Here is a 20306-nt window from a genome sequence, read left to right on the forward strand (position 1 = left end):
GTGAACGGCGCTGTCGCGATTGCCGCAGGATCAGGCTTTGGCTTCCTCGGCCGGCTCGGCACTCTCGGCAGGAGCCTCGACGGCCTCGGCCTCCTCGGCCGCGGGAGCCTCCGCTGACTCCTCGACCGACTCTTCGGCAGCCTCCGGAGCCTGCTCGACGACCTCTTCGACCTTCTTGGCGGCGGCCTTCTTCGCCGGTGCCTTCTTGGCGGGCTCGGCCTTGGCGGCAGCCGCGCCCTTGCCCTTCGCCTTGGCCTTACGGGACTCCTCGACCGACTCGGTCACGATCTCGATGACCGCCATCGGGGCGTTGTCGCCCTTGCGGGGGCCGATCTTGGTGATCCGGGTGTAGCCGCCCTCACGCTCGGCGAGCTTCGGGGCGATCTCGGTGAACAGGGTGTGCACCACGCCCTTGTCGGTCACCGTGGCCAGCACCAAGCGCCGGTTGTGCAGGTCGCCGCGCTTGGCCTTGCTGATCAGACGGTCAGCCAGCGGCTGCAGGCGCTTGGCCTTGGCCTCGGTGGTGGTGATCTTCCCGTGCTCGAACAGCTGGGTGGCCAGGTTGGCCAGGATGATCCGCTGGTGTGCCGGGCTACCGCCGAAACGGGGACCCTTGGTGGGCTTTGGCATTGTCGTGTTTCTCCTGTGAGGCGGGGATCAGCTCAGTACTGATCGTCGTAGTCGTCGGCCGCGTCGTAGTGGCCCAGGGCCGCCAGCGGATCGAAGCCGGGGGCGCTGTCCTTCAGCGACAGGCCCATCTCGTGCAGCCGCAGCTTGACCTCCTCGATCGACTTGGAGCCGAAGTTGCGGATGTCCAGCAGGTCCTGCTCGGAGCGGGAGACCAACTCGCTGACGGTGTGGATGCCCTCGCGCTTGAGACAGTTGTAGCTGCGCATCGTGAGCTTGAGTTCTTCCACCGGCAGCGCCAGGTCGGCAGCCATCTGCTCGTCCACCGGGGACGGGCCGATCTCGATGCCCTCGGCGTCCACGTTCAACTCGCGGGCCAGCCCGAACAGTTCGACCAGCGTCTTGCCAGCCGAGGCGACGGCGTCGCGCGGCAGGATCGACGTCTTGGTCTCGACGTCGATGATCAGTTTGTCGAAGTCGGTGCGCTGCTCGACGCGGGTGGCCTCGACCTTGTAGGTGACCTTGAGCACCGGCGAATAGATCGAGTCGACCGGGATCCGGCCGATCTCGGCGTCGGGGTTCTTGTTCTGGACGGCTGACACGTAGCCACGTCCACGCTCGACGACCAACTCCATGTCGATCTTGCCGGAGTCGTTCAACGTGGCGATGTGCAGGTCGGGGTTGTGGATCTCCACCCCAGCCGGCGGGGCGATGTCGGCGGCGGTCACCGCACCGGCACCGGCCTTGCGCAGGTACATCACCACCGGTTCGTCCTCCTCCGAGGACAGCACCAGCTGCTTGAGGTTGAGCACGATCTCGGTGACATCCTCGACGACGCCCTCCAGAGTGGAGAACTCGTGCTGGTTGCCCTCGATCTTGATACTGGTCACCGCCGCGCCCGGGATGGACGACAGCAGAGTGCGACGCAGTGAGTTGCCCAGGGTGTAGCCGAAGCCGGGCTCCAGCGGCTCGATGACGAACCGGGAACGGAAGTCGTCCACTACCTCTTCGGTAAGGATCGGACGCTGTGCGATGAGCATCTGTGGTTTCCTCTCTTGGAAGCCTCGATCGGCTCGGGCAACAGGCCAACCTGCTTGCCGCTCGCCTCTGTCGGTTTCCCACCGCCCGCTATATGACGGTGACTTGTGCCGATCCCGGCAGTCCGGCGGACCCGGACCACCGGGTTGCCGGCACCACGACGCTGATCGGAGTGCCGGCGCTCCAGGGATTACTTGGAGTAGAGCTCGACGATCAACTGCTCGTTGACGTCGATGGTGATCTGGTCGCGGACCGGCAGCTGGTGCACCAGGATTCGGCCCTTGTTCGGACGGACGGTGAGCCAGGCAGGCACCACGCGCTCGTGGTGGGTCTCCTTGGCGACCACGATCGGGTAGGCGTTCTGCGAGGTCGGCTTGACGTCGATGACGTCGTAGGCGCTGACCCGGTAGCTCGGGACGTTGACCTTACGACCATTGACCAGGAAGTGGCCGTGGACGACCAACTGGCGGGCCTGGCGGCGGGTGGACGCGAAGCCCGCCCGGTAGATCACGTTGTCGAGCCGGGACTCGAGGATGATCAGCAGGTTGTCACCGGTCTTGCCCTGCAGCCGGTTGGCCTCTTCGTAGTAGCGGCGGAACTGCTTCTCCAGCACGCCATAGGCGAAGCGGGCCTTCTGCTTCTCGCGGAGCTGCAGCAGGTACTCGCTCTCCTTGGTGCGGCCCCGGCCGTGCATGCCCGGCGGGTAGGCGCGGCGCTCGAAAGCCTTGTCATTGCCCACCAGGTCGGTGCCGAGCCGGCGGGACTTCTTGGTGATGGGTCCGGTGTAACGGGCCATGGGTTGAACTCCTTCTCAGCTCGGGACTAGACGCGACGACGCTTCGGCGGACGGCAGCCGTTGTGCGGGACGGGGGTCACATCGGAGATCGGGCCGATCTCCAGACCCACCGCGCCGAGCGAACGGATGGCGGTCTCCCGGCCGGAGCCGGGGCCCTTGACGAAGACGTCCACGCGCTTCATCCCGTGCTCCATGGCACGCCGGCCGGCGGCCTCGGCGGCCATGCCGGCCGCGAACGGGGTGGACTTGCGGGAGCCCTTGAAGCCGACGGTGCCGGCGGAGGCCCATGCGACCACCGCGCCCGTCGGGTCGGTGATCGAGATGATCGTGTTGTTGAACGTGCTCTTGATGTGCGCCTGTCCGGCGACGACGTTCTTCTTCTCCTTGCGGCGGAGCTTGGTCTTGGCGGTTTTGGAACTCGCCGAGCGGCCTGCAGTAGCCATCTGTGTTCTCAGTCTCTTTCGTGTCTACAACTACGTTGGGTGCCTCGATTGGCTCGGAAGTCCGAACAAGTTCGTTCTTCGCTCGCCTCAGTCGGCAGACCGGCCGCTGTCAGCGAGCCTTCTTCTTCCCTGCGACGGCCTTCTTCTTGCCCTTGCGGGTGCGAGCGTTCGTCTTGGTGCGCTGACCACGGACGGGGAGGCCCATACGGTGACGACGGCCCTGGTAGGAGCCGATCTCGATCTTGCGACGAATATCCGCGGCGACGCTGCGGCGCAGGTCACCTTCGGTCTCGTAATTCGCTTCGATGTGGTCACGCAGGGCGACCAGCTGCTCGTCGGTGAGTTGGTGGACACGGATGTCACCACTGATCCCAGTGGCCTTGAGGGTTTCCGCGGCCCGGGTGCGACCGATGCCGTAGATGTAGGTGAGGGCGATCTCCAGGCGCTTCTCGCGCGGCAGATCGACCCCGATGAGGCGTGCCATCAGGCGGTTACCTTTCAGTCTTCGAGCCCTGCGGCTCGCGAAGGTGTCTGGCGTGATGCGTCCCCTCGCCGCCTGGCGTGGGCCCCGGCCTTCGTCCGGGGGTGGAAGCGGAGCCTTACGGCTCCACCGTTGCGATCACGTTCGGTGTTTGATTGCGGCTGACGCTGCGAGTCGCGCCAGAGGCGTTCCGTGCAGTATCAGTTGCGATCGAGCCCCTTCGGGCTCTGGTGGGCGGTACCCACCCTGTTCAGTTGTTCTTCGGTTGTGTGGACGGCGTCGGTCGTCCGGGTGCTCCGCGTCCCGCGGGAGCGGGGCAAGGACTGGTACTCAGCCCTGGCGCTGCTTGTGGCGCGGGTTGTCGCAGATCACCATCACGCGACCGTGCCGGCGGATCACCTTGCACTTGTCGCACATCTTCTTGACGCTCGGCTGGACCTTCATCGAGCAACTTTCTGACTCATCGCCGAGCGCAGGGGTAGCCCCGTGACCGGACTGGTGGTGGTTATCTGTGGCCTACCGGTGCCGGAAGACGATGCGTCCGCGGCTCAGGTCGTAGGGGGACAACTCGACGACGACCCGGTCGGCCGGAATGATGCGGATGTAGTGCTGCCGCATCTTGCCGCTGATCGTCGCCAGAACCTTGTGCCCGTTGGCCAGTTCCACCCGGAACATGGCATTGGGCAGGGCTTCGACGACGGTTCCCTCGAGTTCGAGGGCGCCTTCCTTCTTCGCCATTACTCCCTAACGTATGAGATGTGGACGCACGCGACTGCCAGCGCAGGTCATGCAAGGGTCGAGTCTACGCCACCCGCAGGGATCCCCTCAAATCACGGGGTGCCACCGTCGGTGCGGCTCAGCGCGGGACCAGCATGACGGTCGAGGTCTTCGTGACAGTACGGTAGCCCTTGCGCGACCCCGTTACCGTCACGCTGAGCTCGTGTCCGGCGTCTTTGGTGCTCACCCGGTAGCTGCTCCTGGTCGCGCCCTTGATCGCCTTGCCGTCCCGACGCCACTGGTACCGCATCGTCACCTTGCCCGGACCCCAGCTGCCGGCTTTCGCTGTGACCTTTTTACCGACAGCGACCGTCCCGGCGATCGCCGGGGTCTGGGAGCGGACCGGACCGGCAGTCACCTTGGCGGTCTTCTTGCTGAACATCTGCTCGGTCCGGATCCCCGGAGCCTTGTAGGTCACCCGCACCGAAACCCGCCTGCCCTTGTCCGCCGCCGTCAGGGTGTAGCTGGGCCTGGTTGCCTTGGCGATCTTCTTCGCGTCCCGGTACCACTGGTAGCTGACCGTGGTGGCTGCCGGCTCCCGCCGGGGAACCGTCACCGTCAGCTTCTGGCCGGTTTTCGCCGAACCGGTGATGGTCGGACGCGGCGCCGCCCGGAAACTGGCCGACCTGACCTTCTGGGTGTAGCCCGACCACGCCGTTGCGGGGTGGTAGCCGTCACGGGACGCCCGCGCCCGCACTCGCAACCGGTGCCCGACATCCTTGGTGGTCGCGACATAGTTCTGCCCGGTGGCGCCGGGGATCGAGTTCACATCGCGGTACCACTGGTAGCTCACCTTCGTCGGGGCAGGCTTCCATCCGGTGGTGTAGCGGGCGCCGATGGTGGCGCCGACCACCGGTGCGTTCTGGACCCGCAGCTTCGGCTTGTTGAACCACTGGTCGGGCCCGACCCGCTGCCGGATCTCACCGCTGAAGGCCGTCTCAGGGTTGCCGCGGGAGGCGAACGAGATGTGGTGCGGGCCGGCAATCGTGTAGCGCAGCTTTCCGCCGCTGTAACTGGCGCCCTCCGTGAAGGTTGTCGTCGCCGGGAGCTTGCCGTCGAGCCCGGCTATTCTGACCGGCCAGGGTGCGCCGAAGACGGCCTCCTCCAGTTCCGCCCGCTGCCGGGCTGCCCGGAGTTCCCCGGAATGCCCAGCCAACGGGCTCAGGTCGAGAATCCGGTTGAAGGACAATCCCAGGTAAGCGGACTTCGGCAGGGCCGCGAGCGGGCGTACATCGTCCACCCAGTTGGACTCCAGGTCGAGCGTCTCCAGCTTCGTCAGCCGCTTGAGACTGCTCACGTCCTGAATCCAATTGCGGCTGAGATCGAGCGTGGTGAGCGCGGTCAGGTTCTTCAGCGGACGGACGTCGGTGATGGCTCCGCCCGCGACGGCGAGTTGGGTGAGCTTGGTGAGCCCGGCCAGCGGCGACAGGTCGGTGATCCAGTTTCCTTCCAGCCAAAGGCTGGTCAGTTCATGCAGCCCGGCCAGCGGCGACAGGTCGACGATCTCATTCGCTTCCAGACGAAGCGATGTGAGCTTGGTGAGACCGGACAGGGGCGAGAGATCGGTAATTCCGTGTCCAACCGCCTCAAGCCTGGTGAGGCTCTTCAGCCCCGCCACCGGCCGCAGATCGGGCAGCGAATGGTTGGACGAGACCAGCGTCGTCAGTCCTGTCAGGCCAGACAGCCCGGAGAAGTCGGTCACGGCCGGAGTGGCCAACTCCAGTTCCTTCAAGGTGCTCCAGCCGGTCAGGCCATCGAGGTCCCGGAGCTTGTCGCCGTAGATATCCAGCTTCCGCGCCGCCGGAGCTTGACCGAGGTTGGGCAGACTCGTCGCCTCGTGGTCAATGAAGAAGACCTCGTCGACCGACACACCTGCCAGCCCTGTGAGGTCAGCGTCATCGTTGTACCCCAACGACAGGTACTCCAGGGAGGTCAGCGGAACGAGCCCGGCAAGGTCAGGGAAAGTAGCGCCGACCAGATCGATCCGCGCCACTGTGGTCAGGGAGCTCAGGAGGGAGAGGCTGGGCACATGCGACCCTCGAAGGCTGATGTAGGTCAGCCGGGGAAGGTGCAGTGGTGCGAACTCACCGGTCAGCTGTGAGCGGTAGAGCGAGAAACTGCTGATCGCAAGGCCGTCCAGCGGAGCGAGGTCCGCCAGGGCCTGGTGCTTCAGCGTCAGGAAGTCCAGCGACGTCAGTTGTCCGATGCCGGTCAGGCTGCCGACAGGTTCGGCCTCGGCGCCGTCGCAACTGAGGCTTGTGATGCCGGCGAGCTGCCGGGTGCTGAACTCCGCGGCGGGCTTCACCCCCAGCGCCCGGGCGATGCAGGCACGCAGGCCCGGATCGGGGATTCCGTCGGGTTCGGCCGCCACGGCGGGGGCCGGCAGCCCCAGCAGTCCGAACACCAGGGTGGCTGCCAGCAAGCGCGTCTTTACGCTCATATCGCACCGTATTCCCGAGATGGTGCCTCCAACGATAGGGGAAATACCCCGATCAGTGAATGGCATGCGGAGAACCCTGCAGGCCTCGGTCACACTGCCGGCACGCGGCCCTGGGTGGAGCATCCACTCGATCGGGAACCAGCCGATCGCCGGACACGGCCAGCGCCCGGCCGGGGCAGAGATAGGCACCTCGATACCCCGGTTTTCCGCTACACCGCCAGCGCCCGGCCGAGCGGGGGTACCCCAGCGGATGCGGCACTCCCCGGCCTACAGCGAGGCATGTCGTCATTGTGCTGGTCGATGCTGGAGATCCGCCGATGGCGGCTGTCCACAGGCATCGACGTCCGGAAAGGCGTCATCCACAGCTTGGAAAATTGTTTGGCACGGATGGGTACAACCTGCCGAAAGTGAACCAGCATGAGGCTGGAAGACCTGCTCGCCGCCACCGGCGGCGTCATCGTGCTCAGGGAGCACCCGTCAAGGGCCCGAACCGTGCAGCGTGCAGCCGCTGTCGGCAGGCTCGCAAGCCCGTTGCCCGGAGTGTTCGTCCCGAGCGCCGTCTCGGCCCGTCCGTGGACCCGGCTGCTCGCCGTGATGCGCTGGGCGGACGATGCGGTGGTGGTCGGGGCTACCGCCTGGGCACTGCACCAGGGGCGTGAGCCAACGCCGCCGTTCCTGGTGGCGGTCCGGCGGCGACCGAGGTCGTGTCCTTCCTGGCTGAAGGTAACCGCGCGGCAGGTCCCGGCCCACCACATCGTGCTCTACCGGGGAATCCGGGTGGCCGATGCAGCCTATGTCTGCGCCGAACTGGCTGCGACAGATCAGGGCGAGGCTGCCTTTGAAGCGCTCCGCCAACGCCTGGTGGCTGCCCCCAGTCTCATCGAGGCGACCAGCTGTTTTCGGGGCGGTCGCGGCCAGCGGGAGCGTCAGCGCGTCATCCGCGAGGCAGCCTCCAACCCCTGGTCGTTCGCCGAGGCGAGACTGCACGCCCTTCTCCGGGCTGCGGGAATCGATGGCTGGGTCGCCAATCGACCCGTGAAGTTCCGCGGCCAGACCTTCTACCCGGACCTCCGCTTCCTGCACAAGCCACTGATCATCGAGATCGACGGCGAGGCATACCATTCCGGCCACGTCGAGTTCGAGCGCGACCGGGAGCGTCAGAACCAGTTCATGCTCGCGGGCTACCGGGTGTTGCGCTTCACCTGGGAGGTGATCAACGAAAGACCGGCGGAGGTGATAGCGATGATCCGGGCGATGCTCGTCCTGCTCTGACGCGATCCTGCGGGTCGATGCTGAAGGGAGCGCTGATCGCGCCTCCGTGAGGCATCGAGACGCGATATCGCGTCACCACCATCCGCTGCTCCCGGGCAGGCAAGTCGGCGAGCCACGTCACCGCGCCCGCCGCCTGTCCCGGCGCGCGGGCAGCAACGTAGTCAGCGACGGGGCAAGTGCTTCGGACGCAGTGCCTGTCCCGGCGCACAGGGAGCAGCGGCGCGTGGACCAAGGCCAACGGGATGCCGAGTGTCCCCGGGGCGCGGGGAGCAGCGGTTGACTTGATGGCGCTCCTGCTCTCCACCGACGAGTGTCCCCTGGGCGCGGGGAGCAGGGGGCTGAGGCCGGTCGTCAGAGAGGCTGCGGGCTGTCGCGATACTGCGGGCCGATGGTCACGCCACCCCGCGAACGCGGGCCTGAACACCATCGAGACGCAGGATCACGTCAAACGGCTGATCGCGATGGCCCAGGGGACTGCCGGAAGGAGCGAGAAGGTCGAGAACAGCGCCGGAAGCGAAGTAAACTGGACGGTCGCTATCTCTCTCCGAAGGACGACCGTGGATTCTGACGAGGCACCCTCCTCGATCCTGGAACGCGAACTCGCCGCCGAGCAGGCGCATGTCGATCTCGTGTACCGCCATCTCGACCTCGCCACGAAATCGGCGCGTGAGGTCGCCCGCGAAGGCCAACGTCGCTACACCTCTGACCGCGAGACCTGGGTGCGCGAGGAGGATGGCACAGCCCTGTTCGAACGCGATGCCTTCGCCTTCCAGGCCGCGCGGCGGCTGGCCGTGCTGGACGCCGAGCACGAGGGGCTGGTCTTCGGACGGCTGGACAGCACCGCGGGCGAGACCAGCTACATCGGACGGATCGGTGTCCGCGACGACGACTACGAACCGCTGGTGATCGACTGGCGGGCACGCGCCGCCGAACCGTTCTACCGGGCGACCGCGACCGACCCGATGGACGTGGTCCGCCGCCGGGTGCTGCGCTGCCGCAACGACAAGGTGATCGGCATCGAGGACGACCTGCTCGACGCCACCGCCCAGCACCAGCTGGTGATTGTCGGCGAGGGCGCCCTGATGGCCTCGCTGAAGCGGGCCCGCGGCAACCGGATGCGGTCCATCGTCGACACCATCCAGGCCGAGCAGGACGAGGCGATCCGCGCCGACCACAACGGGGTCACGGTGATCGCCGGCGGACCGGGCACCGGCAAGACGGTGGTCGCCCTGCACCGGGCCGCCTACCTGCTGTACTCCAACCGCCGCCGCTACGAGCGCGGCGGCATCCTGGTCGTCGGTCCCAGCGCGCTGTTCATGAACTACATCGAACGGGTGCTGCCCTCGCTGGGCGAGGACTCGGTCACCCTGCGCGCCATCGGCCAGGTGGCCTCGGACACTCTCGGCTTCGGTTCCGACCTGCTGGACGACGCGACCGCCGCCACGATCAAGGGCTCGCTGCGGATGCTGCCGGTGTTGAAGCGGCTGGTGAACCTGCCGCTGCTGCAGGGCGGTGCGGGTGATCCGCTGCTGCGGGTCACCGTCAAGGGTGAGGTGCTCACGCTGACCACCGCCGAGTTGGCGGCAATCCGGCGCGAGGTGCTGGCCCGCTTCCGGGTCAATGCCGGCCGGGCGGCGGCCGAGGAGTCCGTCCTCGACGCACTCTACGCCAGGCTGCCCGGCGAACTCGGGATGGATCGCGACACCATGGCCGATCTGGTGACCTCCTCGGCCTCCTACCGGATGTTCCTGCAGGCCTGGTGGCCCGATCTCGACGCACTCGCCGTGCTGCGCCGGCTGGCCGATCCGCAGGTGGTGGCGCGGGTCGCCGGAGGCATCCTGAACGAGCCGGAGCAGGCAGCCCTGGCACACAGCTTCGACCGCGCCGGCTGGACGGTGGCCGACACCGCCCTGCTGGACGAGCTGGTCGCCCTGCTCGGACCGGTCGAGCCCGACGACACCGACGAGCCGCTGATCTTCCTGCCGGACGGGACCGAGGTCACCGAGGTGGTCACCACCGCCGACCGGCTGGCGACACCGCGGGAGCGGGATCCGCAGGACGATCCGTACACCACCTTCGCGCACCTGCTGGTGGACGAGGCCCAGGACATCACCCCCATGCAGTGGCGGATGCTGCGCCGCCGCGGCGCCCACGCCAGCTGGACGATCGTGGGCGACCCCGCGCAGTCGAGCTGGCCGGACCAGGCCGAGACCCGGCAGGTGATGGACGCCCTGATCGACGGCGCCCCGCACCGCTCGTTCCGGCTCTCCACCAACTACCGCAGCCCGGCAGAGGTGTTCGACCTCGCCGCCCAGGTGGTCAAGCGTGCCTACCCGGACGCCGACCTGCCCGACGCCATCCGCCGGACGGGCGTCGAACCGCTGCTGCTCACCACCACCGAGGACGGCCTGGCCGACCGGCTGGACGCGCTGATCGCCGACCTTGCCGAGCAGGTGCAGGGAACCATCGGGGTGATCGTGCCACCGTCCCGGCTGGCGGCGCTCGCCACTGCCAGCACCGGCAGGCCTGGCACGCTGGCTGCTTCCGAGCGACTGAGCTTCGTCAGCCCGCTGGGCGCCAAGGGCCTGGAGTACGACGCGGTCATCGTGGTCTCCCCCGATCAGATCGTCGCAGAGTCACCCGGTGGGGAACGCGTCCTCTACGTGGCGCTGACCCGGCCCACCCAGCGGCTGGTCACCCTCGATGTGGGGGGATCTCCCGCAGCCTGGCGAGAATCTCTGCTGTCGCCGTCGATCGGTTGAGGGTGAAGAACTGCAGGCCGGGAGCGCCGCCGGCCAGCAACCGGTCGCACAGCTCGGTGGCGATCTCGACGCCGAGCTCCCGGACCGCCGCCGGATCCTCGGCCACGGCATGGAGCGCGGCCACCATCGGCGCGGGCAGGTCTGCCCCCGACAGCGTGGCGAACCGTTCGAGTTGACGGACGTTGGTCACCGGCTGGATGCCGGCGATGATCGGCAACCCGCAGCCCAGCGCACGCACCCGGTCCACCAGCCGGAAGTAGCTGTCGGCGTCGAAGAAGAGCTGGGTGATCGCGAACTCCGCACCCGCCTGCTCCTTCTCGGCCAGGATGCGGGCGTCGAGATCGACGTCGTGGTGCTCGGGGTGACCGTCCGGGAAGGCCGCGACGCCGACGCAGAAGTCACCGGCTGCCTTCACCAGCCTCACCAACTGCGTGGCGTTGTCCAACCCGTCCGGATGCGTGACCCAGGGCTGACTCGGGCCACCCGGAGGATCCCCGCGGACGGCCAGGACGTGCCGGATCCCGCCCTCGGCATAGGCTGCGACGGCTGCCTCCAGTTCGGCCACCGACTGGCTGGTGCAGGTCAGGTGCCCCATGGTGCGCAAGGACGTCCGGGTGCTGAGGTACCGGGTCGCGGCGATCGTCCGTTCCCGAGTGGAGCCGGAGGCACCGTAGGTCACCGAGACGAAATCGGGCCGCAGCGGTTCCAGGTCGGTGATCGCCGAGGCCAGCTGGGCCTGGGCGGCGTCGTCCTTCGGCGGGAAGAACTCGAACGACATGGTGGGGTGATCGCCCGACGCCAGTACCGCTGCGATCGTCGGGGACGGCCGCACGGCCGTGTCCTGCTCCACCATGGCGGCAACCCTAAGGGGCTGCCCACAAAACCGCCGCTGCGTGTCGCTTCCTGGATCGGGCGGCTGATGGTGTTGTCGGCTGATCGCGGTGTGAGTTGACTGCGGTGTCGACGTCGGCTGGTCGCGAAGTGGACTGATTGCTGCCAGTGTCCGCTGATCGCGGTGCCGACTGACTACGGTGCCGGTGTCCGCTGATCGCGGTGTCGGCCGTGTCCAGGTGCCGCTGCCATCCGGCCGAACCTCCGCCTTGTCATCCGGCCCAACCGGAAACCGCTGCCTGCACTTCTCCGCCGCACCCTGGTCGTCGACCAGCTCCGCCACCACGGCCACGCCAGCGTCGGTTAGGCTCCCCCCGTGGCCAGCTTCAACCCTTCCGACCCCGTCTCCGACGCGTTCCGCACCGCCGTCTCCACCGAACTCGACGAGTTCCTGGCCGCCCGCCGCACGCAGGTGCTGGAGATCTCGCCCGGACTGGCCCCGGTGGCCGAACTGGCGGAGGGCTTCACCGCCGGCGGGAAGCGGCTGCGTCCCGCCTTCTGCGTCTGGGGTTACCTGGCGGTGACCGCCGTCCCGGCCGATCCGCGTCCGCTGCTGCGGGCTGCGGCCAGCCTCGACCTGCTGCACGTCAGCGCCCTGGTGCACGACGACGTCATGGACGCCTCCGACACCCGGCGCGGCCAGCCCGCCGCCCATCGGCAGTTCGCCGCCCTGCACACTGAGCAGGGACTGCAGGGCGACGCCGCCGACTTCGGACAGGCCGGCGCGATCCTGCTGGGCGACCTGCTGCTGGTCTGGTCCCAGCAGCTCTTCACCCGCTGCGGCCTGCCGGACGAGGTAGTCAGCCGCGGGGAACGCGTTCTCGAGCAGATGCGGACGGAGGTCACCGCCGGCCAGTTCCTGGACATCCTCGCCCAGGCCCGGCCCAGCCTGGACGCCCGTCTGCGGCCGGACGAGGTGATGGCGCAGGTGCGCCGGGTGGTGGAGTTCAAGACCGCCCGCTACACGGTGGTACGACCGCTCCAGGTCGGTGCCGCGCTGGCCGGTGCCGCGCCGTCCGTCCTGGAGCCGCTGGCGCGCTACGGGTCAGCGGTGGGCCGCGCCTTCCAGTTCCGCGACGACATCCTGGGCGTCTTCGGCGACGCGGCAGTCACCGGCAAGCCCGCCGGGGACGACCTGCGCGAGGGCAAGCTCACCGCGTTGCTCGCCCACGCGCTCCGCCTCGCCGGCGAGGCCGAGGCACGCGAACTGGCCGGCATGGTCAGCCGCAGCGACCTCGGCGAGGCGGAGGTCGACCGGGCACGCACGATCATCGTTGGCTCCGGGGCACTCCAGGCGGTCGAGGACGAGATCGCCGCTGCCACCGCCGAGGCGGTCAGCGGGCTCGCCGCCGCGCCGTTGCGTCCGGAGGCGAAGGTCGCGCTGGAGAACCTGGCGCGCGCCGCCGCCGAGCGCACCAGCTGAGGCCGGCCCCGCCTGGCCCGGCCGCAGCACATTCACCGATCAGGCCTGCGGCGCCCGGCCCTGGCCAAGACCCGGCGAATCGGGTGGCTGGCGCAGCGCAGTGCCGCCGTCCGGCCCGGCCTGGTCGATCAGTGGACGGCTGGACCGCGGCGCCACCGGGCGTGCCCCACCGGGGGACGCAGGCGCCGTCCCCGGGTTGGTGCCGAACGCGCTGAAGACGACCCGCTCCATGCCAGGGTCGTCCTTCCACGCCTGTGCCAGGCGCGCCGTGAGCGCCTGGGCGGACGCCCGGGGATCCTCGGCGGCGGTGATCGCGCTTGAGACGGCGATCCGCCGGGCGCCGGCGGCGAGCACCTCATCCAGGTTTTCGGTGGTGATGCCGCCGACCGCGAACCACGGCTTGCTGTCCGGCCCGGACGGAGGCGCTGCCGCCGCGGCGTGGCGGACCAGATCGAGGCCGCTCCCGGGCAACGGCAGCCCCCCGACGACCGGGCCCACCATCAGGTAGTCGACCTGCGAGTCGGCCAGGGCCGCGTCCACCTCACGGCGGGAGTGGCAGGATCTGCCCACCAGCGCGTACTCGTGGAGCCGGCGGCGCGCGCTGCTGGCGTCCATCCCACGCTCGGAGAGCTGCAGCAGATCGGACTTCACCGCTTCCGCCACCGGGAGGCTGTCGTAGACCCCGAGCAGCGCCCGGTGCCGCAACACCACCTGCCGGACGTTGGTGAAACCATCAGTCAGGGCGGATTGGTCAGCCGCCGGATCCCGCAACTGCAGGACGTCCACGCCGCCGGACAGGGCGGCCTCCACGAACCCCGGGAGGTCGGCCTGGGCTTCGCGCAGGTCGGTGATGAGCAACAGCCGGGCGAGCCGGATCCGGGTGGCGACCCCAAGCAGAACAGTCACGGCATCAGCCTAGGGCGTGCCTCCCAATCCCCGACGGCCGCGCAGTGGTCGGTGGAGGGCTTCGCAAGGCAAGGGACCCGAGGCGATAGCGGTGCAGCGCCGAGCGACTCCCATGTGGCGAGGCGCCCGCCGGGCAACGCACAACAGGCCCTTGCGGGAGGGGTGGTCGCGAGCGGCGTTCGACAAAGCACCACGCCCAGCGGAGGGACGGAACGTCACCCGGTGTCCAGCAGGTTCGCCCGCACTGTCACCGATCGTCGGCGGGTCTGGTCGTGGAAGTTACCCCCGTGCTCCTACAATCGAGCCTGCAGGTCTGGACGGCCTCCTTCCCCGACTGGTCCGGAGCCGAAGTGACGATCATGAGCAGTAGCGATGCCCTCGTCGGCCGCGTCCTGGACGGCCGCTACGAGATCCTCCGCAAGCTCGCGCGCGGTGGCATGGCCACCGTCTATCTGGCCTCCGACCGCCGCCTGACCCGAACTGTCGCCGTCAAGGTGATGCACGAGAGCCTCGGCGGGGACGCCGAGTTCGTCACCCGCTTCGACCGCGAGGCACGCGCCGCCGCCCGGCTCTCCCACCCCAACGTCGTCTCGGTCTTCGACCAGGGCATCGATGACGGCCGGCCCTACATCGTCATGGAGTACGTCGAGGGCCAGACCCTGCGGCACGTCATCACCCGCGAGGCGCCGATGCGTCCCGAGCGCGCGCTCGAGCTGCTGCTGCCGGTGATCACCGCCGTCGCCGCCGCCCACGAGGCCGGGATCATCCACCGCGACCTCAAGCCCGAGAACGTCCTGATCTCCGACCGCGGACAGACCAAGGTCGCCGACTTCGGGCTCGCTCGGGCGGTCACCGCTGCCACCGCCACCCAGACCGGGACGCTGATCGGGACGGTGTCCTACATCGCGCCCGAGTTGGTCACCACCGGCAAGGGCAACACCCGCTGCGACGTGTACGCCCTGGGGGTGGTGCTGTTCGAGATGCTCACCGGACGCAAGCCGCACACCGGCGAGACCCCGATCCAGGTCGCCTACAGCCACGTCCACAACGAGATCCCGAGCCCGTCCTCGCAGCTGTCGGGTGCGGCGCGAGCCGCCGTCCCCGCCTACCTGGACGCGCTGGTGACCAGCGCCGCGGCCCGCGAACAGCGCAACCGGCCGGCCGACGCCACCGTCCTGCTCGACCACGCCCGCGAGGCGCTGGGCGCGCTGACCCGCGGCATCACCGACGACCCCGCGCTGACCGCCCGGATGCGGGTGACCAGCCTCGACCCGGCCACCCAGGTCACCGAACCCGTGCCGGTGGTGCCCCTGACCGGCCCGGACGCCCCGGCGATGAACCGGACCGCCACCCTGCGGTTCACCCCGAGCACGCCGGTCAGCCCGGGGCAGCCGCCGGTCAGCGACGGTATGCCCTACTACGACGTCGCGGTGGCCGACTCGCCCTCGCCCACCGCACGGCAATTGCGCCAGCGGCAGGAACGACGGCGGCGGCGCGGTATCGTCCTGCTCAGTATCGTGCTGCTGCTCACCGCGGCACTGGGCACCGGGGCGTGGTGGATGTTCTCCGGCCGGTTCATCGAGACCCCGGACTTCGCCAGCCTGACCCAGCCGAAGGCCGAGCAACTGGCGAAGGACCAGGGCCTGCAGATCAGCTTCGAGAACGACTACGACGAGGCGGTCAAGGTCGGGCAGGTGATTCGCACCAACCCGGTCACCGGGACACCGATCGTCCGCGGGTCCACCGTCACCGCGTACCTGTCGAAGGGCCCGGAGCGCTACCCCGTCCCGAAGCTGATCGGACTGACCGAGTCGGGCGCCCGGCAGGCGCTGGAAGAAAACCACCTCGCCCTCGGCAAGGTCACCGCGGTCTACCACGACACCGCCGAGGAGGGGACGATCGTCAAGGCCTCGATCGACGAGGGCGAACAGGTCAAGCGCAACACCGTCGTGGACGTCAAGATCTCCAAGGGCCCTGCTCCGGTCGAGATCGTGAGCTTCGTCAACAAGCCGTTCGACCAGGCCAAGAAGTACTACGAGGACGCCGGGCTGAAGGTGCTGGTGGCCGACGAGGTGTTCAGTGACAAGGTTGACAAGGACGCGGTGATCTCGTCCGACCCGGCCAAGGGCACTCTGCTGCGCGGCCAGACGATCAGCTTCACGGTCTCCAAGGGGCCGGAGCTGGTGAAGGTGCCGTATGTCGGGTGGAAGAGCCTCGACGATGCCAAGGCGATCCTGAAGAAGGCAGGCTTCAAGGTGAAGGTCGAGTACCGCGAGCCGAACCTGTTCAACCTGGTCGCCTGGTCGAAGCCGAAGAACGGCGAGTCGGTGCCCAAGGGCTCCACCATCACGCTCACCGTCGGCTGAGCGCAGCTTTGTCGGGCTACGCCCCCGGCGCCCAAGGGGGCCGGCTACATCCGGTCAGCCACCAGCACGCTGGCCACGCCCCGTGCGCAGGGTCCGGCTACCTCAAGCCAGCCACCACCTACGCCCCCGGCGCCCAGGGGGTCCGGTCGCGCAGGTCGACCAGGGTCGCCGGCCCCATCTCACCCAGCCTGCCGAAGGCCAGCGCCCAGCCTCGCGGTCCGAGCAACTGCTCGTGAATCAGGAAGCCGTGCGGGGCGTTGACCTGGCGGACGAAGTCGATCGTCTCCTTCATCGCCGCCCACGGGCCGTAGGCGGGGATGGCCAGCACGTCCACCCCGAGCGGGATCGTCGCCAGGCTGTCGCCGGGATGGAAGAAGGTCGGCTCCCCCGGCGCGCTCATCACCAGGCCGACATTGCCGATCTGCGGGATGTCGCGATGGATCACCGCGTGCAGCCCGCCGACGGCGGCGACGTTCACCCCGCCGAGGTCCACCTCGGTGTCGGCCGCCAGCGGACGGGCGGTGGGCAGGTCGTACTGCCCCAGCACCTGCGGCTCGACGTAGACCGCCGCGGACGGGTTGGCAGCAATCAGCGCCGGGACGTGCTCGGGATCGATGTGGTCGGGATGTAGGTGGGTGACCAGGATGGCGTCGAGATCGGTCAACCCGTGCCAGGCCTCGGAGAAGTTGCCCGGGTCGATCAGCACCCGGCGATCGGCGACCTCGACCAGCACGGCGGAGTGCCCAAGGTGAGTGAGCTGCATGAGGCGAGCGTAGCCGCTGCAGGCGCCGGCGCCCCCACAACCCTCACCTCAGACCGCAATCTGCAGCACAGCAGCGCAAACCCGGGCGGTTCGCGCTCCCCGTCCGCTCTCCCTGACCTCCCCACCCCGGCCTCACTCCGCCCCGCTTTCTCGTACCTCGCCCCTCCCACTCGACTCTGCGCCTGCCACAGCGCCCGCAGAGTCGAGTTGCGACCGCAGAGTGGTCCTGGGAGGCAGGTGGGGAGAGGGTTAGGTGGGTGGGGTGAGCTGGGCGATCACGTGGTCCATGGCGAGCCGGTAGCCGTCGGTGCCGAAGCCGAACAGGACGCCGGCGGCGAGGTCGGAGAGGTAGGAGTGGTGCCGGAACTCCTCGCGGGCGTGGATGTTCGAGATGTGCACCTCGATGAACGGGATGCGCACCGCCGCCAGGGCGTCGCGCAGCGCCACCGAGGTGTGGGTGTAGGCACCGGCGTTGATGATGATGAACCGGGTGCCGTCGGTGCGGGCGGCGTGCAACCGGTCGATGAGCGCGCCCTCGTGGTTGCTCTGGAAGGTGTCGACGCTCAGTCCGGCCAGCGAACCCTGGGCGATCAGGTCCGCCTCGATCTCGGGCAGGGTGACGCTGCCGTACACCTCGGGTTCGCGGGTGCCGAGGGTGTTCAGGTTCGGGCCGTTGACCACCAGGACGTCCATGGCGCCTACTCTGGCGCCTCGGGTGGCTCCGGGTCCAGCGGGAGCGCCGCGGGATCGTCCAGCCATGTGGTGATCGACTCCACCAGGTCGACCTCCGACCGGCCCGCCACCGGCAGCCGGACGGAGGCGATCTCGCGGTACAGCCCGGCCCGGGCGGCGAAGATCTCCGCCAGGTCGGGGCGGTGCAGCATCGGACGGCCGGGGTCGCCGCCGATCCGGCGCAGCGTGTCGGCCAGGGAGATGTCGAGCAGCACCACCTGGTGCCCGGTCAGCGCGCGACGCACGGTCTCGGTGGTGATCGCGCCACCGCCGAGGGCCAGCACCGCGTCCGGGCCGGCCAGCCGATCGGTCACCACCCTGGCCTCGAGTTCCCGGAAGCCCGGCTCCCCATAGCCTTCGAAGATCTCGGCGATGGTCAGCCCGGCGGCCTGCTCGATGATCTGGTCGGTGTCGACGAAGGGCAGGCCGAGGCGGTCGGCGAGCGCCCGTCCGACGGTGGTCTTCCCCGCGCCCATGAAGCCGATCAGGACGATCATCGGTCACCTCTATCGGCCCCGGCTGCGGAGGACGGACGCAGCCGCGCCTCCCCGGCCGCTCGCATCGCCGCCAGCGGCGCAGCCACCCCGGTGAACAGCTCGAACTGCCGGGCGGCCTGGTGCAACAGCAGCTCGAAACCACCCACCACCGTCATTCCGGCGGCTTCGGCCGCCCGAGCCAGCGGGGTCGGCCAGCCGGCGTAGACCGCGTCGAAGAGCAGGCCCTCGCGATCATCCAGCAGGGCGAACCGGTCGGCCGCCCCGCCAGGCAGCGTGGACAGCACGACCGGCTCGCTGCCCAGCCGCCAGCGTTCGAGCGGTTCGGCGGACACGGCGAGCTCGGGGCTGGCCGCCGCAGCCCAGGCGGCCAGGCCGTCGGCCGCCGTCCGGTTGCGGGCGTAACAGGTGAGTTCCTCCGCCCCCAGCATGGCCGCTGCCAGCACCGCCGAGTGGGCGGTGGCACCGGAGCCGAGAATCGCCGCCCGGCCCCATTCCGGTCGCCAGTGGGGGGCGAGGGCGTCCACCAGGCCACCGATGTCGGTGTTGTCGGCCAGCCACTCGCCGTTGGACAGCCGCACCAGGGTGTTCCCGGCACCGGCAGCGGTCGCCACCGCGGTCGCCTCGCCGGCGACCCGGAGGCAGGCCTGTTTCAGCGGCATGGTGAGGCTGAGCCCACGCCAGTCGGCGTCCAGCCCGGCGACGAAGCCCGGCAGCTCGTCGGCCTCGACCCGGTGGCGTTCGTAGTGCCAGCCGACCAGCCCCGCCGCGGCGTAGCCGGCGTTGTGCAGGTCCGGCGACAGCGAGTGCTCAATCGGCGAGCCCAGGACGGCAGCTCTCACGATCGTCCCAGCAGTTCGCCGACCGCCCGCCCGGCGGCCAGGCACTGATCGCCGGTGACGTCGAGGTGGGTGACTGCCCGGACGGTGCGCGCCCCGACCGCGGACAGCAGGACGCCAGCCTGCCTGGCGCTGGCGACCAGCTCGGCAGCGGTCAGCCGGCCGGTGTCGAGCACGACGATGTTGGTCTGGACGCCGGACGGCGCGAGCGTCTCCGGGGCCACGGCTGCTACCTGCTCGGCGAAGACGCGAGCGGCGGCGTGGTCGTCCGCCAGCCGGTCCAGGTTGTGGTCGAGCGCCCAGTCGGCAGCGGCGGCCAGAATGCCCGCCTGCCGCATGCCGCCGCCGAGGCGCTTGCGCTGCACCCGGGCACGAGCGACCACCTCGGCGCTGGCGACCAGCATCGAGCCGACCGGAGCGCCCAGCCCCTTGGAGAAGCAGACGCTGACCGTGTCGAACAGCCGGCCGTACTCGGCCAGCGGCACCCCTGTAGCAATGTGGGCGTTCCACAGCCGGGCACCGTCCAGGTGCAGACCGACCCCTGCCGCACGACAGAGATCGGAGACCTCACGCAGGGTGTCGAGCGGCTGCACGGTGCCGCCGCCGAAGTTGTGAGTGTTCTCCAGCGCCACCGCCGCGGTCGACACCAGGTGCGGGCCGGCGTCCGGGGTGATCAGGCGTTCGACGGTGGCCGCGTCGGTGACGCCGTCGGCGGAATCCCAGGTGCGCATGGTGACACCGTGCAGGGCGGCGTGAGCGCCCATCTCGGCGCGGGCAATGTGGGCGCGGACGTCGCACACCACCTCATCGCCGGGCTTCACCAGTGCCCAGACGCCCAGCAGGTTGCCCATCGACCCCGACGGCGTGAACAACCCGGCCTCGTGGCCAAGCAGCGCCGCCACCCGGGCCTCCAGGGCGTTCAGGGTCGGGTCCTCGGCGTAGACGTCGTCGCCCACCTCGGCCGCCGCCATCGCGGCACGCATGCCAGAGCTCGGACGGGTGAGGGTGTCGGATCGCAGGTCGATCAGTTCAGCTGCCACGGAGCCATCCTTGCGCGCGCCGATACCGGCATGCACCGGGGGGCGGCAAAACGAGACGCGCCGGATGGTCCTCGGTAGCTGCGGTCTCGAGTCGTGCAGAAACCGGGCAGGAGAGACCACTCGCGTGGATAGTGTCCGCGACCGGCCTGGATCACCCGGTTTGTGCGGACGCCACCCGGCCGGCTCAGCGGAACAGTCCCCTGTGCGTCGGCCGGT

The 20306-nt window shown here is 69.2% G+C and carries 19 protein-coding genes; 4 read left to right on the forward strand and 15 right to left on the reverse strand.

The annotated features are described in order from the left end of the window. Window positions 1-30 precede the first annotated feature (30 nt). The 8 genes from rplQ to VB080_RS02505 form a co-directional block, all read right to left on the reverse strand. Entirely contained in the window at window positions 31-630 is a 600-nt protein-coding gene (gene rplQ, locus VB080_RS02470) for a 50S ribosomal protein L17 (protein ID WP_323416836.1), read from the reverse strand. Window positions 631-662: 32 nt separating this feature from the next. Then, window positions 663-1667 (reverse strand): DNA-directed RNA polymerase subunit alpha, encoded by a 1005-nt coding sequence (locus VB080_RS02475; RefSeq protein WP_323416837.1) that lies wholly within the window; start codon window positions 1665-1667, stop codon window positions 663-665. 188 nt (window positions 1668-1855) lie between these two features. Then, window positions 1856-2461 carry a 30S ribosomal protein S4 gene (gene rpsD / locus VB080_RS02480; RefSeq protein ID WP_323416838.1) on the reverse strand — a complete coding sequence of 202 codons (606 nt, stop codon included), beginning with the start codon at window positions 2459-2461 and terminating at the stop codon, window positions 1856-1858. 26 nt (window positions 2462-2487) lie between these two features. Beyond that, entirely contained in the window at window positions 2488-2904 is a 417-nt protein-coding gene (gene rpsK / locus VB080_RS02485) for a 30S ribosomal protein S11 (RefSeq protein WP_323416839.1), read from the reverse strand. Window positions 2905-3013: 109 nt separating this feature from the next. Beyond that, entirely contained in the window at window positions 3014-3388 is a 375-nt protein-coding gene (gene rpsM, locus VB080_RS02490; RefSeq protein ID WP_323416840.1) for a 30S ribosomal protein S13, read from the reverse strand. Window positions 3389-3715: 327 nt separating this feature from the next. Next, on the reverse strand, window positions 3716-3829 hold the full coding sequence (gene rpmJ, locus VB080_RS02495) for a 50S ribosomal protein L36 (RefSeq protein ID WP_094450807.1): 114 nt from the start codon (window positions 3827-3829) through the stop codon (window positions 3716-3718). A 72-nt stretch (window positions 3830-3901) separates the two neighbouring features. Further along, window positions 3902-4123 (reverse strand): translation initiation factor IF-1, encoded by a 222-nt coding sequence (gene infA / locus VB080_RS02500; protein WP_083851572.1) that lies wholly within the window; start codon window positions 4121-4123, stop codon window positions 3902-3904. Window positions 4124-4241: 118 nt separating this feature from the next. After that, window positions 4242-6602, reverse strand: a complete 2361-nt coding sequence (locus tag VB080_RS02505; protein ID WP_323416841.1) for a leucine-rich repeat domain-containing protein — start codon at window positions 6600-6602, stop codon at window positions 4242-4244. A 417-nt stretch (window positions 6603-7019) separates the two neighbouring features. Between VB080_RS02505 and VB080_RS02510 the strand changes: the two genes are divergently transcribed. Both VB080_RS02510 and VB080_RS02515 read left to right on the forward strand, forming a co-directional pair. Further along, window positions 7020-7874 carry an endonuclease domain-containing protein gene (locus VB080_RS02510; RefSeq protein WP_323416842.1) on the forward strand — a complete coding sequence of 285 codons (855 nt, stop codon included), beginning with the start codon at window positions 7020-7022 and terminating at the stop codon, window positions 7872-7874. 587 nt (window positions 7875-8461) lie between these two features. Further along, on the forward strand, window positions 8462-10636 hold the full coding sequence (locus tag VB080_RS02515; protein WP_323416893.1) for a HelD family protein: 2175 nt from the start codon (window positions 8462-8464) through the stop codon (window positions 10634-10636). Here the strand turns inward: VB080_RS02515 and metF are convergent. Then, on the reverse strand, window positions 10569-11489 hold the full coding sequence (gene metF, locus VB080_RS02520) for a methylenetetrahydrofolate reductase [NAD(P)H] (protein ID WP_323416843.1): 921 nt from the start codon (window positions 11487-11489) through the stop codon (window positions 10569-10571). The genes VB080_RS02515 and metF overlap by 68 nt on opposite strands. A gap of 354 nt (window positions 11490-11843) precedes the next feature. On the opposite strand from metF, the gene VB080_RS02525 reads away from it, so the two are divergent. After that, window positions 11844-12950: a polyprenyl synthetase family protein gene (locus VB080_RS02525; RefSeq protein WP_323416844.1), complete on the forward strand. Its 1107-nt coding sequence runs from the start codon at window positions 11844-11846 to the stop codon at window positions 12948-12950. Window positions 12951-12989: 39 nt separating this feature from the next. Here VB080_RS02525 and VB080_RS02530 read toward each other — a convergent pair whose 3' ends face one another. Continuing rightward, a complete protein-coding gene (locus tag VB080_RS02530) occupies window positions 12990-13856 on the reverse strand; it encodes a thiamine phosphate synthase (protein ID WP_323416845.1) in 867 nt (288 codons plus the stop codon). 359 nt (window positions 13857-14215) lie between these two features. Here VB080_RS02530 and pknB point away from each other — a divergent pair, with 359 nt between their 5' ends. Next, window positions 14216-16222, forward strand: coding sequence for a Stk1 family PASTA domain-containing Ser/Thr kinase (pknB, locus tag VB080_RS02535; protein WP_323416846.1), 2007 nt, complete (start codon window positions 14216-14218; stop codon window positions 16220-16222). Between the two features lie 118 nt (window positions 16223-16340). Here the strand turns inward: pknB and VB080_RS02540 are convergent, their stop codons facing one another. The 5 genes from VB080_RS02540 to VB080_RS02560 all read right to left on the reverse strand — a co-directional run bounded on the left by VB080_RS02540 (window position 16341) and on the right by VB080_RS02560 (window position 20090). Further along, entirely contained in the window at window positions 16341-16985 is a 645-nt protein-coding gene (locus VB080_RS02540) for an MBL fold metallo-hydrolase (protein WP_323416847.1), read from the reverse strand. Window positions 16986-17234: 249 nt separating this feature from the next. Next, window positions 17235-17678: a type II 3-dehydroquinate dehydratase gene (gene aroQ / locus VB080_RS02545; RefSeq protein ID WP_323416848.1), complete on the reverse strand. Its 444-nt coding sequence runs from the start codon at window positions 17676-17678 to the stop codon at window positions 17235-17237. Between the two features lie 5 nt (window positions 17679-17683). After that, window positions 17684-18214, reverse strand: a complete 531-nt coding sequence (locus VB080_RS02550) for a shikimate kinase (RefSeq protein ID WP_323416849.1) — start codon at window positions 18212-18214, stop codon at window positions 17684-17686. Further along, window positions 18211-19053, reverse strand: coding sequence for a shikimate dehydrogenase (locus VB080_RS02555; RefSeq protein WP_323416850.1), 843 nt, complete (start codon window positions 19051-19053; stop codon window positions 18211-18213). Before VB080_RS02555 ends, VB080_RS02550 begins: the two co-directional genes overlap by 4 nt. Next, the gene (locus VB080_RS02560; protein WP_323416851.1) at window positions 19050-20090 is read right to left on the reverse strand and encodes a GntG family PLP-dependent aldolase; all 1041 of its coding nucleotides are present in this window, start codon (window positions 20088-20090) and stop codon (window positions 19050-19052) included. The genes VB080_RS02555 and VB080_RS02560 overlap by 4 nt, the downstream gene beginning before the upstream one ends. Window positions 20091-20306: the final 216 nt, after the last annotated feature.

This window comes from Propionicimonas sp., assembly GCF_034927565.1.
Classification (GTDB): domain Bacteria; phylum Actinomycetota; class Actinomycetes; order Propionibacteriales; family Propionibacteriaceae; genus Propionicimonas.